Below are 15,637 nucleotides of genomic sequence, written 5' to 3'. Positions count from 1 at the left end.
ACCCAGTCCCGAAACGCCTTTGTTCCGTAACGGTGCAACCCCCGATGCGGTGTGCTTCGTGTGACTGAGCGAGGATGTCAGGATCACATAAGCATCTGGAGGGGAACCCAGAGATGAGTCACAACCAGCCGGGCCCGTACGGCGGACAGCCCCAGCAGCCTGGACCGTACGGCCAGCCGGGCCCCTACGGCCAGCCGCCGCAGGCCCCCCAGCCCGGCTATGGCTACCCCCAGCAGCCGCCCGTGCCGCCGCAGCAGCCGCAGCCCGGTTACGGCTACCCGCAGCAGACGCCTCCGGCCCAGCCCGGCTACGGCTATCCGCAGCAGGGCGGTGTTCCCCCGCAGCAGCCCCCGTACGGCCAGCAGCCCTATGGGCAGCAGCCCTACGGCGTCCCGCAGCCCCCGGCCCCCGGTGGCGGCAAGAAGAAGACGGGCCTGATCATCGGCGCGGTGGCCGTGGTCGCGGCCATCGCGGTCGGCGCCTACTTCGTGCTCGGCGGGGGCGGCGGCAGCGGCTCCGGCATCGCCGACGACGGCCCGCACAAGCTGACCACGCCGGAGACGGTGCTCACCGAGTACAAGAAGTCCGGCAGCGACAGCGACAGCATGTCGAAGAACGACCTGAAGGACGCCGAGGCGTGGGGCGTCAAGGACCCCAAGGACGTCAGCGCCTCCTACGAGGTGAAGGACGAGAACAACCCGCTGGGCGGCAAGATCATCTCGTTCGGCGGCGTCTACGGCTCCATCGACGACCCGGAGAAGGCCGTGGACGGTCTCTTCGCCGCCATGAAGCAGGAGTCCAAGGACGAGGACGTCACCTTCGAGGGAAGTCCCAAGGAGTACAAGCCCAGTTCGCTGGAGGGCGCGATCCTCAAGTGCCAGGGCGCGAGCATCGACAACTCCGCCAACGCCTCGTCGGGCATGGCGAAGAAGATGGGCGTGACGTACTGCGTGTGGGGTGACCACAGCACCGTCGGCTTCGTGATGCCGATGGAGTACTCGGACATCGCCGCGGGCAAGGCCACCGACCCGGCGGCCGCGGCCGAGACGACGGCCAAGCTCCGCAAGGAAGTGCGCGTCAAGGCCTGACGCCACCGCTCCCCCGCGTCCGCACAGCGCACGAAAGCCCCGGTCCGTCTCGATACGGCCGGGGCTCTGTGCTGTGCGGACGCGGGCTTCGGGCTACGCCGTCTTCTGCTCGCCCGGGCCCCGGCCGCGGGCATCGCGCGGGATCAAGGTCGGGTTGACGTTCGACAGGACGACGTCCGCCGTGATGACCACGCGGGCCACGTCCTTGCGGGACGGCACCTCGTACATCACCGCCTGGAGGACCTCCTCCATGATGGCGCGCAGGCCGCGGGCGCCGGTCTGCCGCAGGATCGCCTGGTCGGCGATGGCCTCCAGCGCCTCACGCTCGAAGTCCAGTTCCACACCGTCGAGTTCGAACAGCCGCTGGTACTGCTTCACCAGGGCGTTACGCGGCTCGACCAGAATCTGCAGCAGCGCCTTGCGGTCGAGGTTGTGCACCGAGGTGATGACCGGGAGACGGCCGATGAACTCGGGGATCATGCCGAACTTGACCAGGTCCTCCGGCATGACGTCCTCGAAGACGTCCTTGGACTCCAGCTCGCGCTTGGAGCGGATCGTCGCGCCGAAGCCGATGCCCTTGGCACCGGCCCGGGACTCGATGATCTTCTCCAGGCCGGCGAAGGCACCGCCCACGATGAACAGCACGTTCGTCGTGTCGATCTGGATGAACTCCTGGTGCGGGTGCTTGCGGCCGCCCTGCGGCGGGACGGAGGCCGTGGTGCCCTCCAGGATCTTCAGCAGGGCCTGCTGGACGCCCTCGCCCGAGACATCCCGGGTGATCGAGGGGTTTTCGCTCTTCCGCGCGACCTTGTCGATCTCGTCGATGTAGATGATCCCGGTCTCGGCCTTCTTGACGTCGTAGTCCGCCGCCTGGATCAGCTTGAGCAGGATGTTCTCCACGTCCTCGCCCACGTAGCCCGCCTCCGTCAGCGCCGTGGCGTCGGCGATCGCGAAGGGGACGTTCAGCATGCGCGCGAGGGTCTGTGCGAGGAGGGTCTTGCCGGAGCCCGTGGGGCCCAGCAGGAGGATGTTGGACTTCGCCAACTCGATGGCGTCGTCACGGCCCTGGGCGCCGCCGTTCTCGCCCGCCTGGACCCGTTTGTAGTGGTTGTACACCGCAACGGACAGGGCCTTCTTGGCGGCCTCCTGACCGACCACGTAGCCCTCGAGGAACTCATAGATCTCGCGGGGCTTCGGCAGTTCCTCCCAGCGCACCTCGCTGGTCTCCGCCAGCTCCTCCTCGATGATCTCGTTGCAGAGGTCGATGCACTCGTCGCAGATGTACACACCGGGCCCTGCGATGAGCTTCTTGACCTGCTTCTGGCTCTTGCCGCAGAACGAGCACTTGAGCAGATCGCCGCCGTCACCGATGCGTGCCACGGTGTGCTTCCCCTTCGCCTGGGAGACGCCTGGACGTCACGAGTCCAGCGACTCCTGGTGCTGCCTTATGTCCGACGGTACCTTGCCGAGCCCCCCGTTCGGGCCCCCCTTGGCACGGTTCACTTTGACGTGCACCGCGCCAAGGGTGGGAAAGGACGTCCCCTTTGTGCTCTTCTTCGTGCTCTTCGCACAGGGGAGACCCATGCTCCGGATCAGCGGACGCTCTCGTTGTTCATCTTGCGGGTGGAGATGATCTGGTCCACCAGGCCGTACTGGAGTGCCTCCTCCGCCGTGAGGATCTTGTCGCGCTCGATGTCCTCGCGCACCTGCTCGATCGGCCGGTTGGAGTGCTTGGCCAGCATCTCCTCCAGCTGCGTGCGCATGCGCGTGAACTCGTTGGCGATGATCTCCAGGTCGGAGAGCTGGCCGCGGCCGGTGCTGCCGGCGGGCTGGTGGATCAGCACGCGCGAGTTCGGCAGCGCCATGCGCTTGCCCGGCGTGCCGGCGGCGAGCAGGATGGCGGCCGCGGAGGCGGCCTGGCCCATGCACACCGTCTGGATGTCGGGCTTCACGAACTGCATCGTGTCGTAGATCGCCGTCAGGGCGGTCATGTCGCCGCCCGGGCTGTTGATGTAGATCGAGATGTCCCGGTCGGGGTCCATCGACTCCAGGCACAGCAGCTGCGCCATGACGTCGTTGGCGGAGGCGTCGTCGATCTGGACGCCGAGGAAGATCACGCGCTCCTCGAAGAGCTTCGCGTACGGGTCGTACTCGCGGATGCCCTGGGAGGTGCGCTCCACGAAGCGCGGGATGACGTAGCGGCTGTCGGGCCGGGGCCCGTCGTACTGGCCGCTGGCGGCGCCGGGGAAGTTGTTCATGAGGTTCACCGTCCTGGTGGCGTTCTGGGGGCTGGAGTCTCGGCGGTGCGTGGCGTGGCCGGGCCGGTCAGGCACCGGTGCCGCCGCCTCCCGGAACACCGGAGGCATGCGTGATGATCTCGTCGATCAGACCGTACTCCTTGGCCTCCTCCGGGGTGAACCAGCGGTCGCGGTCGCCGTCACGGATGATCGTTTCCACGGTCTGGCCGGAGTGCCGCGCGGTCAGCTCGGACATGCGCTTCTTGGTGCGCATCAGGTACTCGGCCTGGATCTTGATGTCCGAGACGGTGCCGCCGAGGCCCGCGGAGCCCTGGTGCATCATGATGTCGGCGTGGGGCAGCGCGAACCGCTTGCCGGCGGCACCGCCGGTCAGCAGGAACTGGCCCATCGACGCCGCCATGCCCATGGCGATCGTGACCACGTCGTTCGGGATGTACTGCATGGTGTCGTAGATCGCCATGCCGGCCGTCACCGAACCGCCGGGGCTGTTGATGTAGAGGAAGACGTCCTTCGCCGGGTCGGCGGCGAGGAGCAGCAACTGTGCGGTGATCTTGTTCGCGATGTCGTCGTCAACCTGCTGGCCGAGGAAGATGATCCGCTCACCGAGCAGCCGGTTGTAGACCTGGTCACCGAGGCCGCCACCGATGGAAGGCTCGCCGGCGGCGGAGGGCATCAGATTCGTCACGTATCCACCTGCTCGTCTTACGACGGCGCCGGGCCGTCTTACGTGTTCCTGCGTAATCCTGCGTAATCCTGCCGGGGGCTTCGGGAGACTCCTCTGCCCTCGTATTCATGGACCCTAACGCGCGGGTCCCTTCGGGGAATCCCGCGGAAGGGGGTGTTCGCCGGGGGCGTAGCCGGTGAAGGTCCCTGCGGGGGGCTTTGGGGGGCGGCCGTGGTGGGGCTGTGCGGGTGGGTTGTGGTTGAGCGCGCCGTTCCCCGCGCCCCTGGGTGGGCTGCCGCTGAGGCGGGTCGGGGAGGGGCCGGGGGGCTTTGGGGGCGAGCGCCGTGGGAGGGGCCGTGCGGGGCCTGTGCGGGGCCGTGGGGGCTTGTCGCGCAGTTCCCCGCGCCCCCTTGGGGGGCGGCCGTAGTGGGGCCTGTGCGGGTGCGTCGTGGTTGAACGCGCCGTTCCCCGCGCCCCTGGGTGGGCTGGCGCTCGGGCGGGTCGGGGAGGGACCGGGGGCCGCGGGGGGCCTGCGCGGGGCTGTGGGGGCTTGTCGCGCCGTTCCTCGCGCCCCTTTGGGGAGCGGCCGTAGTGGGGCCTGTGCGGGTGGGGTGTGGTTGAGCGCGCAGTTCCCCGCGCCCCTGGGTGGGCTGCCGCTCGGGCGGGTCGGGGAGGGGCCGTAGGGGGCTCCCCGCGTCCCTTTGGGGGGCGGCTGGGATGGGAGGGGCCCCTGGGAGTTCCCAGGGGCCCCTGTGTGTCTGTGTGGGGTCAGGACTCGGGCTTTTCCTCGGGGGCCTCGGTCGGCTCCGTCTCGTCCTCGTCCTCGTCGTCCAGGTCGACGATCTCGCCGTTGGTGTCCTTCACCGTGGCGGCCTCGACCACGACGGCCAGGGCCTTGCCGCGGGCGACCTCGCCGACCAGCAGCGGCACCTGGCCGCCCTCGACGACGGCCTGGGCGAACTGGTCGGGGGACATGCCGGAGGAGGCGGCACGCCGCATGAGGTGCTCGGTCAGCTCCTCCTGGTTGACGTTGAGCTTCTCCACCTTGACCAGCTCGTCAAGGACGAACTGGGTCTTGATGCCCTTGATCGCGGCCTCGTGGGTCTCGGTCTCGAGCTCCTCGGCGGTCTTGCCCTGGAGCTCCAGGTACTTGTCGAGGGTGAGACCCATCTGGGCGAGCTGGTGGTGCTCCAGGTTGTGCTTGCGGGTGTTGATCTCGTCCTCGAGCAGCTTCTCGGGGACCGGGACCTCGACCAGCTCCAGCAGCTTGTCCAGCACCCGCTCCTGCGCCTGCGTGGCCTGGTCGTACTGCTTCATGTTCGCAAGGCGCTTGCGGCTGTCGGCCCGCAGCTCCTCCAGCGTGTCGAACTCGGAGGCGAGCTGCGCGAAGTCGTCGTCCAGCGCGGGCAGTTCCCGGGCGGCCACCTGGGTGACCTTGACGGTGACCTCGGCCTCCTTGCCCGCCGCGGAGCCGCCCTTCAGCTCGGAGGTGAAGGTGGCCTCGCCGCCGGCCTCCAGGCCCTTGACGGCGTCGTCGATGCCGTCGAGCAGCTCGCCGGAGCCGATGGTGTAGGAGACGCCCTCCGCGACCCCGTCCTCCAGGACCTCGCCCTCGACCTTGGCCTCCAGGTCGATGGTGACGACGTCACCGTCCTCGGCGGCGCGCTCGACCGGGGTGGTGGAGGAGAACCGCTCACGGAGCTGCTCGACCGACTTGTCGATGTCCTCGTCGGTGACCTCGATGGCGTCGACCTCGACCTCGATGCCGGAGTAGTCCGGGATCTCCACGGCCGGGCGGATGTCGACCTCGGCGGTGAAGTTCAGCGTCTCGCCGTCCTTCAGCTCCGTGATGTCGACCTCGGGCTGGCCCAGCGGGTTCAGCTCGGCCTCGTTGACCGCGTCCGTGTAGAACTTGGGGAGCGCGTCGTTGACGGCCTCCTCCAGCACGGCGCCACGGCCGAACCGCTGGTCGATGACGCGGGCCGGGATCTTGCCCTTACGGAAGCCCTTCACCGTGACCTGCTGGTTGATCTTCTTGTACGCCGCGTCGAGGCTGTCCTTGAGCTCCTCGAAGGGCACCTCGACAGTGAGCCGAACCCGGGTCGGGTTCAGGGTCTCCACGGCGCTCTTCACGGTTCGGTCTCCTTGTGGCTGACATCTTGGGTTCTGCCGGGGCCAGAGAGGTCCGGCGGATTTCGCCGCCCGGAGGAGTTCGTAGGCCGAGTGGGCCGGGACACACGGGCGCGCAGCTTGCATAGTAACCGCAGCCGGTCAGCGCCCCAAAAGGCGATCCCGAGGGGTTCCCTCGGTCGGTGGTCGGGGTGGCGGGATTTGAACCCACGGCCTTCCGCTCCCAAAGCGGACGCGCTACCAAGCTGCGCCACACCCCGTCTGGTGCGACACGTAGGGTACATGCCCGGACGGGATACGTCGGCCCGTTTACCGGCCGTCTCTCCCCCGGCATGCTCAGCGGCGTACACGCAGACCAACGCGTTGGCCTCCGCGGCGCGTGACCCGCTACGATGCCTTCTGTGCCGCGGTCGTCCGACCAGCGGCACACCAGCTGCGGGCGTAGCTCAATGGTAGAGCCCTAGTCTTCCAAACTAGCTACGCGGGTTCGATTCCCGTCGCCCGCTCTCACGGCTCAGGGCCAGGTCAGAGGGTCAATCCCCGATCTGGCCCTGATCGTTTGCGGGGGCCGAAGCTCCGCCCCTGCCTGGGTGATCCAAGGGGTGGGGAGAGAAATGCGCAGGGTGGGGACGGCCGCAGCGGTGATCGTGGCCGCCGTGGCGCTGACAGCTTGCGGTGGCGAAGAACGCTCAGGCGCGGAAGCAAAGGGCGGGGGCCGCTCGGCCGTGGCGGCGGACCAGGCCACGGTGACCCCTGACGCGGTGCGGGGCGACATCCGGGCGGCCGTCGCCGCCGGGGGCTTCGGGTCACCGCGCTTCGTCGCCGCGGAGGCGCTGCTCAGTACCTGCGAGGTGGGCGCCGTCGTCCGAGCCGGCACCAAGCCGGATCCGAAGGCCGTCACCAAGGTCGTCGCCGGACTGGAGGACCGCGGCTGGCGCGAGACGAGGCAGCGCTCGTCGGCTGCCGCCGACGGCTGGAGACTGGAGAAGGACGGGTGGATGCTGACCTTGGTCGCCGGAACGGTCTCGGAGAAGAGCGTCTCCTTCGGGCCAGCGGCCGAACAGCAGGGCGGAGCCGAGCCGTTCGAGGGGCTGGCGTTCCGAGGGGTGGGTGGTTGCAGCGCCCCTTCCGCCGCCGCGGCGCCCTGAGCCGCCCTGTTCCGGGGAGCCGAGACGGCCGAGGCAGCCGTAGGTGATCGCCTTGGTGCCGTTGGCCGTCCCCCGTCGCCGGTCCGCGCGAAGCGGCCCCGCTCAGAAGCTGATCGAGTTGATCGTCTCGGCTATCGAGTCGAGGAAGCGCTGGATGGACGGGGCCATGCCGGTCGAGGCCAGGAAGAAGCCGAAGAGGATGGCGACGACGGCGGGACCGGGCTTGATGCTCCCCCCTCGGATCAACACCACAAGGACGATCGCCAACATCAGCACCACGGACAGTGAAATGGCCACACTGATCACACCCTCGGTCGGTCCGCTCTCCCGGCCCGGGGATGCTGCCCGGCACCCCCCGCCAGAACCATCGTGCCACCAACCCGGCCGAGCTATGCGGCGCGTGACGCATCGTTGGCCACGGCCCCGTCCCTGAGCGCGGCCCGTACAGTAATTCGAGGGCGCACCCGCGCGGGTATCGACCGGTAATTACGGAACGCCGTTTCACGGCCCACACATCACGTTCGCTGGTAATTCGAATTGCCGCCACCCATCGGCACGGAGACGGCGCTATGCACCAATGAGTCCGGATGAATCAGTACATTGAGGGCGATCTACGACCGACAATGTGCTCATCATCACGCGCCCAGGAACGGCGAGTTCGGTAAATCCGCGGGTACTCGAAGCCCTAACCAGGAAACCGCGGGGGAGTTTTACGAAAACCAGCGGACAACGCTAGGGTGCCTCAGATGTTTGATGCCGCCTCGTCCCCCGGCCCGAACCGAAGGTCGCTCCCCCCGGCACAGTCGCCGCGGAACGGAGTGCCCGACGCGCGCAGCCCGGAGGCAAGACCGGGCAAGCAGCGCGACGCCTTCTTCGACAACGCCAAGTACCTGGCGATCGTCCTCGTGGCCATCGGACACGCGTGGGAGCCGTTGAAGGGCGACAGCCGTGTGCTCCAGGGCGCGTACATGGTCGTGTACGCCTTCCACATGCCGGCGTTCATCATCATCTCCGGCTTCTTCTCGCGCAGTTTCGACATGCGCCCGGACCGGCTCAGGCGCCTCGTCACCGGTGTCGCCGTGCCGTACATCGTCTTCGAGACGGCGTACCCGCTCTTCAAGCGGTACGTCGATCACTCCCCCGACCAGGAGATCAGCCTCCTCGATCCCTGGTATCTCACCTGGTTCCTGTGCGCGCTGTTCATCTGGCGGCTGACGACGCCGATCTGGAAGGCGATCCGCTGGCCGTTGCCGGTGGCGTTCGGCATCGCGATGCTGGCGACCGTCTCGCCGAGCATCGGCGACGACCTCGATCTGCAGCGCGTCCTGCAGTTCCTGCCGTACTTCGTGCTCGGCCTGTGCATGAAGCCGGAGCACTTCCAGCTCGTGCGGCGCCGTTGGGTGCGGATCGCCGCGGTACCGGTGTTCGCGGCGGCGCTCGTCTTCGGCTGGTGGGCGGTGCCGCGGATGCAGGCCGCGTGGTTCTACCACCGGGACTCGGCGCAGGAACTCGGTGTGCCGTGGTGGTGCGGTCCGCTCATGGTGCTCGTCCTGTTCGGCTGCTCGCTGCTGCTGACCGCGTGCTTCTTCGCGTTGGTGCCGCGCCGGAAGACGTGGTTCACCGCGTTCGGTGCGGGCACGTTGTACGGGTATCTGCTGCATGGTTTTGTGGTGAAGTTCGCCGACTACCAGGGCTGGTTCGACCATGGCTGGTTGCATGGGCCGTTCGGCGAGATCCTGGTGAGCTTGCTTGCGGGGGGCGCCGTCACGCTGCTGTGCACCCGGCCTGTGCAGCGGGTGTTCCGCTTCGCGGTGGAGCCTAGGTTGGAGTGGGCGTTTCGGCGGGAAGCGGCGCGGGGTGCCGGTGGTGGGGTGCGGGAGCGGGAGCGGGCCAAGCTCCCTGTGTAGCTTCGCTGGTGTGGGGCGGGGAATGTGGCGTGCGGGTGCGTTGTCGTGCGCCTACGGATGTGCGGCTTGGCTTCGTCGGCGGCTGCGGGTTCGTTGTGGTTGATCGCGCCCACGCGGCGGAGCCGCACATCGATACAGCCCCGCGCCCCTTAAAGGGGCGTTGTCGCTGGCGGAGCCGCTCACGAGGCCTCTCTGCTGATCAGTAGGAGGGCTCGGTCGTCGTTTACGTCCTTGGCCACCGCCTCGATGAGGTGCCAGGCGGCTCCGTGGAAGCCGCCTGCCACATAGCGGTCGGCCTCGCCGGTGAGCCGGTCCATGCCCTCGACGATGTCCCGGTCGGAGGTCTCCACCAGACCGTCCGTGAACAGCATCAGGACGTCCCCGGGGCGGAGTGAGCCCTTCGTGGGGTCGAACTGGGCGCCGTCGTACACGCCGAGCAGCGGGCCCTCGGCGGCCTTCTCCTCCCAGCGCCCGCTGCCCGCGCTGAGCTGCAGGCCCGGCGGATGGCCGGCCGTGTACAACTCGTAGTCCCCGGAGTCGAGGTCCAGGACGAGATGGATCGAGGTGGCGAAGCCCTCGTCCCAGTCCTGGCGGAGCAGATAGCCGTTGGCGGCCGGGAGGAAGGCGTGCGGGGGCAGCGAGCCCAGCAGGCCGCCGAACGCGCCGGACAGCAGCAGCGCCCGCGACCCCGCGTCCATGCCCTTGCCGGACACGTCCGTGAGCACGACCTCCAGGGTGCGCCCGCCGTTCGTGCGGGCCGCGACCACGAAGTCGCCGGAGAACGACTGCCCGCCGGCGGGCCGCAGCGCCATCTCCCGGTGCCAGCCCTGCGGCAGCTTCGGCAGCTTGCTCTGCACCCGGATCCGCTCGCGCAGGTCGAACAGCATCGTGCCGCCGCGCCGCCAGGGCACCCCCACCCGGCTGCGGAACTGGGCGGTGAGCAGCCCGAAGAAGCCGCAGGCCGCGACCACGAGGACCACGCCGGGGGTGACCCGGGACGGGCCTTCGGTGTACGGCCCGAGTCGTACCGACTCCACGATCAGCGCCGTGGCCGCCGCCGCGTACAGCCCGAGCAGGCTCGCCGGGCGCAGCAGCAGCCCGCCCACGACGATCGGGAGCACCAGGGCGGCCGGGGAGAACCACACCGAGTTGGCGAGGCTCATGGCCGTGAGCACCGGGACGGTCAGCAGGAGTCCGGCCAGCGCGATCCAGTCCGAGCCGTTGCCGCGGAAGTAGTCGACGGCGCTTCGGCGCAGGCCGACGCGGGCCCGGTGCCACTGCATCCGCCACCGGGCCGTGAAGGTCTCGGCCTTCCCGCGCCGCTCTCTTCCTGCTGCCATTAGTTCGGGACCCTATCGATCGGACCGGCCCCTTGGCACGGGAGGTTCCAGTTGTCCCCCGTCCGAGGCCCAACTTCACAGTGAACTTCACGGAACGCCGTCCCGCTGCCGCCTGGGGGAAATTCATTCGCTCATCCCCCAATGCCCTGATACGCATGGTCCATGGCAACTGACCTTGCACGGAACGACCGCGGGATCGAGCTGCGGGCGGCGCGACGCGACGAGCTGGACGGCTGGTACGACACCTTGGTCCGCGCCTTCGGCGGCGTGTCCGAAGCGGCCGAGGAGCGTCAGCTGTCTCTGGAGCTGATCGAGCCGGAGCGCACCATCGGCGCCTGGGACGGTGCCGCGTGCGTGGGCACGGCCGGGGCGTTCGACTTCCGGCTGACCGTGCCCGGCGGGGCGCCGGTGCGGGCCGCGGGCATCACCATGGTCGGCGTGGCCGCCACCCACCGGCGGCGCGGGGTGCTCACGTCGATGATGCGGCGGCAGCTGGACGACGTACGGTCCTGGGGCCGGCCGCTGGCGGTGCTGACGGCGTCGGAGCCGGACATCTACGGACGGTTCGGGTACGGCGCGGCGACGTTCCAGGCCACCGCGGAGATCGACACGAGCCGGGTGCGGCTCGCGGTGCCGCCCGGCACCGATGACGTACGGCTGAGGTATGCCGCGCCGGCCGACGTGCTCGACGCGTGCGAGGCGCTGTACGCCCGGCAGGTGCCGCTGCGCCCCGGGATGGTGGCGCGGCTGCCGCGCTGGGAGCGGGTGGCGCTGCTCGACCCGGAGAGCGAACGCAACGGCGCCTCGCCGCTGCAGTGCGTGGTGGCCGAACGGGACGGGGACCTGGTCGGTTACGCGCGGTTCCGGGTCAGGCCGGACTGGGACCAGGCCGGGCCCAAGGGCAGCGTGCTGCTGACGGACCTGGAGGCGCTGGACCCGGCGGCGGGCGCGGCGGTGTGGCGGTTCCTGTTCGACATCGACCTGACCTCGACGCTGCACACGCGGGGGCGCCCGGTGGACGAGGCGTGGCAGCACCTGGTGTCGGACATCCGCCGCTGCCGGGTGACGCTGCGGGACTCGCTGTATGTGCGGCTGGTGGACGTGGGGGCGGCGCTGGAGGCGCGGACGTACCAGGCGCCGGTGGACGTCGTGTTCGCGGTCGAGGACGACTTCTGCCCCTGGAACGCCGGGCGTTGGCGGCTGACCGGGGACGCGAAGGGCGCGTCGTGCGCGCGCACCGAGGAGCCGGCCGAGCTGGCGCTGTCGGTGCGGGAGTTGGGGGCCGCGTATCTGGGCGGTGTGCCGCTGACGTCGCTGGCGGCGGGCGGGCGGGTGCGGGAGCTGCGGCAGGGTGCGCTGACGGAGGCGTCGGTTGCGTTCGGCTCGCCGGTCGCGCCGTGGCTGCCGCACGGGTTCTGAGCGGCCCGGGCGGCGGGGCGGCGGCCCGGGTGCCGCGGCGGGGTCAGTTCCGCTGGCAGGTCGGGCACCAGAAGAGGTTGCGGGCGGCGAGGCCGGCGGTGCGGATCGCGGTGCCGCAGATGTGGCACGGCTGGCCGGCCCGGCGGTAGACGTACACCTCGCCGCCGTGGTCGTCGACGCGCGGCGGCCGGCCCATCGCCTCGGGGGTGTGCTCGGGGCGGACGGTGTCGATCCGGTTGTGCCGGACGCCCTCGCGCATCAGCGCGACGAGATCCGCCCAGATCGCGTCCCACTCGGCGGGCCTGAGGTGCCGGCCCGTGCGGTACGGGTCGATGCCGTGCCGGAAGAGGACCTCGGCGCGGTAGACGTTGCCGACGCCCGCGATGACCTTCTGGTCCATGAGGAGGGCGGCGATCGTGGTGCGGCTGCGCCGGATCCGGGCGTAGGCGGCGGCCGGGTCGGGGTCGGCGCGCAGCGGGTCCGGGCCGAGGCGCGCGTGGACCGCCCGCTTCTCGGCGTCGGTGATCAGGGCGCAGGTGGTGGGGCCGCGCAGATCGACGTACGAGGTGGTGTTGGCGAGGCGGAGGCGGACCGTGTCGGTGGGCGGCGGCGCGGGGGCGTCACCGAAGGCCACCTTACCGAACAGGCCCAGATGGATATGGACCCAGTCGGCGTCGCGGAAGCCCAGGAAGAGATGTTTTCCGTGGGCTTCCGTACGGGTCAGCTCCGCCCCGTCGAGCAGGGCGGCCGCGTCGGAGAACTTGCCCTGGGGGCTGCTCACGCGCGCGGGCAGGCCGCGGAAACGGCCGGCGTAGTCCTGCGCCAGCCGGTGGATCGTGTGCCCCTCCGGCACGGTGTGGCGTCCTCTCCCCTGGCCCGGGCCGGCGCCCGGGGGTGACTCAGTCCTGCTGCGGGTGGTGGGCCGGGACCGGGGGCAGGGCGCCCGTCGTCTCGTAGTCCGACAGCATGTCGATGCGGCGGATGTGCCGCTCGTCACCGGAGAACGGGGTGTTGAGGAAGGTCTCGACGAACGCCGTCGCGTCCTCCGCCGAGTGCATGCGCGCGCCGACGGCCACGACGTTGGCGTTGTTGTGCTGACGGCCCAGGGAGGCGGTCTCCGCGCTCCACGCGAGGGCCGCGCGCACGCCCTTGACCTTGTTCGCGGCGATCTGCTCGCCGTTCCCGGAGCCGCCGATCACGATGCCGAGGGCGTCGGGGTCCGCGGCCGTCCGCTGCGCGGCGCGGAGGCAGAAGGGCGGGTAGTCGTCCTGGGCGTCGTAGATGTGGGGGCCGCAGTCGACGGGGTCGTGACCCGCCTCCTTGAGCCATTCGACGAGGTGGTTCTTGAGTTCGAAGCCCGCATGGTCCGAGCCGAGATACACGCGCATGGCAAGCAGTGTGACACGGGGGCGTCCGGGCGGCAGCTTCGGGTTCCGGCTCGGGAAAATGTGAGTAAAGCCATAGAACCCCAAGATAATGTCACGCAACAATCCGGATTCAATGGTTCCTGAAACCGTTCACCTCGGATTCACTGGTCCGGCTCGTACACCCCCCAGTACGGGATCCCCCACACCCGGCGCAAAGGAATTCCCCCCATGACTTCGCAGCCGTCCCCTCCTGCGACCGGAGACCCCGGTACCGGGCTCCAGGCCGGGCTCAAGAACCGCCATCTGTCGATGATCGCCATCGGCGGCGTCATCGGAGCCGGCCTCTTCGTCGGTTCCAGTTCGGGTATCGCCGCCGCGGGACCCGGCATCCTGCTGTCGTACGCCCTCGTCGGCACGCTCGTCGTCCTCGTGATGCGGATGCTCGGCGAGATGTCCGCGGCCCATCCGGCCTCCGGTTCCTTCTCCGCGCACGCGGACCGGGCGCTCGGCCGCTGGGCCGGGTTCTCCATCGGCTGGCTGTACTGGTTCTTCTGGGTCGTCGTGCTGGCCGTGGAGGCCACCGCCGGGGCCAAGATCCTCGAGGGGTGGATCCCCGCCGTTCCGCAGTGGGGCTGGGCCCTGATCGTGATGGTCGTGCTCACCGCGACCAACCTCGTCTCGGTGGGCTCCTACGGCGAGTTCGAGTTCTGGTTCGCCGGGATCAAGGTCGTGGCGATCGGCGCGTTCATCGTGATCGGTCTGCTGGCCGTCCTCGGTGTGCTGCCCGGCGTGGACAGCGACCGGGCGGGGTTCGGCAATCTCACCGGCCACGGCGGCTTCCTGCCCAACGGGCCCGGGGCCGTCCTCACCGGGGTGCTGCTCGTGGTCTTCTCCTTCATGGGCAGCGAGATCGCCACGCTGGCCGCGGGTGAGTCGGCGGACCCGCAGCGGGCCGTCACCAAGTCGACCAACAGCATCATCTGGCGCATCGGGGTCTTCTACCTCGGGTCGATCCTGGTCGTCGTCGCGCTGCTGCCGTGGGACGATCCCGCCATCAAGGAGCAGGGCTCGTATGTCGCCGCGCTCGGCTCCCTCGGCATCCCGCACGCCGGTCAGATCATGAACTTCATCGTGCTGACCTCGGTGCTGTCGTGTCTCAACTCCGGTCTGTACACGGCCTCCCGGATGGCGTTCTCGCTGGGCGAGCGGGGTGACGCGCCGAAGGCGTTCGCGCGGGCCACGTCCCGTGGTGTGCCGATGGCGGCGATCATCGCTTCGGTGCTGTTCGGCTTCGTGGCCGTCTTCTTCAACTACCGGTTCCCGGACTCGGTGTTCCTCTTCCTGGTCAACTCCAGCGGTGCGGTGGCTCTGTTCGTCTGGCTGGTGATCTGCTTCTCGCAGCTGCGGATGCGGAAGATCATCCAGCGTGAGGCGCCGGAGAAGCTGGTCGTGAAGATGTGGCTGTACCCGTACCTGACCTGGGGCGCCGCCGCGTTGATCGTGTTCGTGCTCGGCTACATGCTCACCGACACGGAGGGCGAGAGCAGCGGCCGGACGACGGTTTTGCTGTCGCTGCTGGTCGCTGCCGCGGTGGTGGTCATCGCGGTGCTACGGCAACGAACGGCAAGCCGCCACCGCACCCTGCCCACCGAACCGGGAGCGGACAAGGTACCGGTCGGCTGAACGGGGCGGCGGCTCGCGCCACTGCGCGGTGGCCTGCTCGGCCGGCTGGTGACCTGCCGCCCACGGCTGCGGATGGGGGTGCGGGCGTGGCACGGGCCTGCCGGCGGCTGCGCGGTGGCCTGTTTTCGGCCGGCTGGTGACCCGCCGCCCGCGGCTGCGGATGGGGGTGCGGGAGATCATCCAGCGTGCGGCCGGACGACCGTGCTGCTGTCGCCGCCGGCCGTCGTGGTGATCGCGCCGGTCGACTGACCCCGGCCCGACTGCGGTTCGGGGCACGCGGGCGTGGCACGGGCCTGCCAGCGGCTGCGCGGTGGCCCGTTCGGCCAAGCGGTGGCCTGCCGCCCGCAGCAGCCGATGGGGATGCGGGAGACCATCCAGCCTGCGGCCCGGCAGCGGCTCGCGCCGCGCGGGCGTGGCAGAGGCCCATCGGCGACTGCACGGTGACCCGTTCGGCTGGCTAGTGACCTGCCGCCCGCGGCAGCGGAAGGGGGAGCGGGAGATCATCCAGCGTGCGGCCGGACGACCGTGCTGCCGGCCGTCAGCCGTCTCGGTGATCGTGCCGGCCGACTGACCCCGGCCCGACGGCAGTTCGGGGCACGCGGGCGTGGCACGGGCCTGCCGGCGGCTGCGCGG

The 15,637-nt window shown here is 69.8% G+C and carries 13 protein-coding genes and 2 tRNA genes; 6 read left to right on the top strand and 9 right to left on the bottom strand.

Annotated elements, in window-relative coordinates; translation table 11 throughout:
- Window positions 1-113: 113 nt before the first annotated feature.
- Window positions 114-1,088, top strand: coding sequence for a hypothetical protein (locus CTZ28_RS08845; protein WP_121888707.1), 975 nt, complete (start codon window positions 114-116; stop codon window positions 1,086-1,088).
- A gap of 93 nt (window positions 1,089-1,181) precedes the next feature.
- Here the strand turns inward: CTZ28_RS08845 and clpX are convergent, their stop codons facing one another.
- The 5 genes from clpX to CTZ28_RS08820 form a co-directional block, all read right to left on the bottom strand.
- Entirely contained in the window at window positions 1,182-2,468 is a 1,287-nt protein-coding gene (gene clpX / locus CTZ28_RS08840; RefSeq protein ID WP_121888706.1) for an ATP-dependent Clp protease ATP-binding subunit ClpX, read from the bottom strand.
- A gap of 212 nt (window positions 2,469-2,680) precedes the next feature.
- The gene (locus CTZ28_RS08835) at window positions 2,681-3,346 is read right to left on the bottom strand and encodes an ATP-dependent Clp protease proteolytic subunit (RefSeq protein WP_121888877.1); all 666 of its coding nucleotides are present in this window, start codon (window positions 3,344-3,346) and stop codon (window positions 2,681-2,683) included.
- Window positions 3,347-3,413: 67 nt separating this feature from the next.
- A complete protein-coding gene (locus CTZ28_RS08830) occupies window positions 3,414-4,019 on the bottom strand; it encodes an ATP-dependent Clp protease proteolytic subunit (protein ID WP_121888705.1) in 606 nt (201 codons plus the stop codon).
- A gap of 759 nt (window positions 4,020-4,778) precedes the next feature.
- Window positions 4,779-6,143 (bottom strand): trigger factor, encoded by a 1,365-nt coding sequence (gene tig / locus CTZ28_RS08825; RefSeq protein WP_121888704.1) that lies wholly within the window; start codon window positions 6,141-6,143, stop codon window positions 4,779-4,781.
- A 180-nt stretch (window positions 6,144-6,323) separates the two neighbouring features.
- Window positions 6,324-6,400, bottom strand: a tRNA-Pro gene (locus CTZ28_RS08820).
- 175 nt (window positions 6,401-6,575) lie between these two features.
- Between CTZ28_RS08820 and CTZ28_RS08815 the strand changes: the two genes are divergently transcribed.
- Window positions 6,576-6,646 (top strand) — tRNA-Gly (locus CTZ28_RS08815).
- A gap of 108 nt (window positions 6,647-6,754) precedes the next feature.
- Window positions 6,755-7,288, top strand: coding sequence for a hypothetical protein (locus CTZ28_RS08810; protein WP_147481121.1), 534 nt, complete (start codon window positions 6,755-6,757; stop codon window positions 7,286-7,288).
- A gap of 102 nt (window positions 7,289-7,390) precedes the next feature.
- Here the strand turns inward: CTZ28_RS08810 and CTZ28_RS08805 are convergent, their stop codons facing one another.
- Window positions 7,391-7,585: a hypothetical protein gene (locus CTZ28_RS08805; RefSeq protein ID WP_121888876.1), complete on the bottom strand. Its 195-nt coding sequence runs from the start codon at window positions 7,583-7,585 to the stop codon at window positions 7,391-7,393.
- 449 nt (window positions 7,586-8,034) lie between these two features.
- Between CTZ28_RS08805 and CTZ28_RS08800 the strand changes: the two genes are divergently transcribed.
- A complete protein-coding gene (locus tag CTZ28_RS08800) occupies window positions 8,035-9,195 on the top strand; it encodes an acyltransferase family protein (RefSeq protein ID WP_121888702.1) in 1,161 nt (386 codons plus the stop codon).
- Between the two features lie 179 nt (window positions 9,196-9,374).
- Here CTZ28_RS08800 and CTZ28_RS08795 read toward each other — a convergent pair whose 3' ends face one another.
- Window positions 9,375-10,535 (bottom strand): PP2C family protein-serine/threonine phosphatase, encoded by a 1,161-nt coding sequence (locus CTZ28_RS08795; protein ID WP_121888701.1) that lies wholly within the window; start codon window positions 10,533-10,535, stop codon window positions 9,375-9,377.
- Between the two features lie 162 nt (window positions 10,536-10,697).
- On the opposite strand from CTZ28_RS08795, the gene CTZ28_RS08790 reads away from it, so the two are divergent.
- On the top strand, window positions 10,698-11,954 hold the full coding sequence (locus CTZ28_RS08790; protein WP_121888700.1) for a GNAT family N-acetyltransferase: 1,257 nt from the start codon (window positions 10,698-10,700) through the stop codon (window positions 11,952-11,954).
- Window positions 11,955-11,997: 43 nt separating this feature from the next.
- Here CTZ28_RS08790 and CTZ28_RS08785 read toward each other — a convergent pair whose 3' ends face one another.
- The gene (locus CTZ28_RS08785; RefSeq protein WP_121888699.1) at window positions 11,998-12,807 is read right to left on the bottom strand and encodes an Fpg/Nei family DNA glycosylase; all 810 of its coding nucleotides are present in this window, start codon (window positions 12,805-12,807) and stop codon (window positions 11,998-12,000) included.
- A 46-nt stretch (window positions 12,808-12,853) separates the two neighbouring features.
- A complete protein-coding gene (locus CTZ28_RS08780) occupies window positions 12,854-13,342 on the bottom strand; it encodes a ribose-5-phosphate isomerase (RefSeq protein ID WP_121888698.1) in 489 nt (162 codons plus the stop codon).
- A gap of 207 nt (window positions 13,343-13,549) precedes the next feature.
- Here CTZ28_RS08780 and CTZ28_RS08775 point away from each other — a divergent pair, with 207 nt between their 5' ends.
- On the top strand, window positions 13,550-15,004 hold the full coding sequence (locus CTZ28_RS08775) for an amino acid permease (protein ID WP_121888697.1): 1,455 nt from the start codon (window positions 13,550-13,552) through the stop codon (window positions 15,002-15,004).
- Window positions 15,005-15,637 lie beyond the last annotated feature (633 nt).

The organism is Streptomyces shenzhenensis, assembly GCF_003688995.1.
Lineage (GTDB): Bacteria > Actinomycetota > Actinomycetes > Streptomycetales > Streptomycetaceae > Streptomyces > Streptomyces shenzhenensis_A.
Note: the sequence above shows the minus strand (reverse complement) of the source record. Positions and strands in the feature narration are given on the sequence as shown.

Excerpts from the sequence above, each read along its gene's own strand:
- CTZ28_RS08845 (WP_121888707.1), top strand. The coding sequence starts at position 114 with ATGAGTCACAACCAGCCGGGCCCGTACGGCGGACAGCCCCAGCAGCCT.
- CTZ28_RS08835 (WP_121888877.1), bottom strand. The coding sequence starts at position 3,346 with ATGAACAACTTCCCCGGCGCCGCCAGCGGCCAGTACGACGGGCCCCGG.
- CTZ28_RS08830 (WP_121888705.1), bottom strand. The coding sequence starts at position 4,019 with ATGCCCTCCGCCGCCGGCGAGCCTTCCATCGGTGGCGGCCTCGGTGAC.
- CTZ28_RS08810 (WP_147481121.1), top strand. The coding sequence starts at position 6,755 with ATGCGCAGGGTGGGGACGGCCGCAGCGGTGATCGTGGCCGCCGTGGCG.
- CTZ28_RS08800 (WP_121888702.1), top strand. The coding sequence starts at position 8,035 with ATGTTTGATGCCGCCTCGTCCCCCGGCCCGAACCGAAGGTCGCTCCCC.
- CTZ28_RS08795 (WP_121888701.1), bottom strand. The coding sequence starts at position 10,535 with ATGGCAGCAGGAAGAGAGCGGCGCGGGAAGGCCGAGACCTTCACGGCC.
- CTZ28_RS08790 (WP_121888700.1), top strand. The coding sequence starts at position 10,698 with ATGGCAACTGACCTTGCACGGAACGACCGCGGGATCGAGCTGCGGGCG.
- CTZ28_RS08780 (WP_121888698.1), bottom strand. The coding sequence starts at position 13,342 with ATGCGCGTGTATCTCGGCTCGGACCATGCGGGCTTCGAACTCAAGAAC.
- CTZ28_RS08775 (WP_121888697.1), top strand. The coding sequence starts at position 13,550 with ATGACTTCGCAGCCGTCCCCTCCTGCGACCGGAGACCCCGGTACCGGG.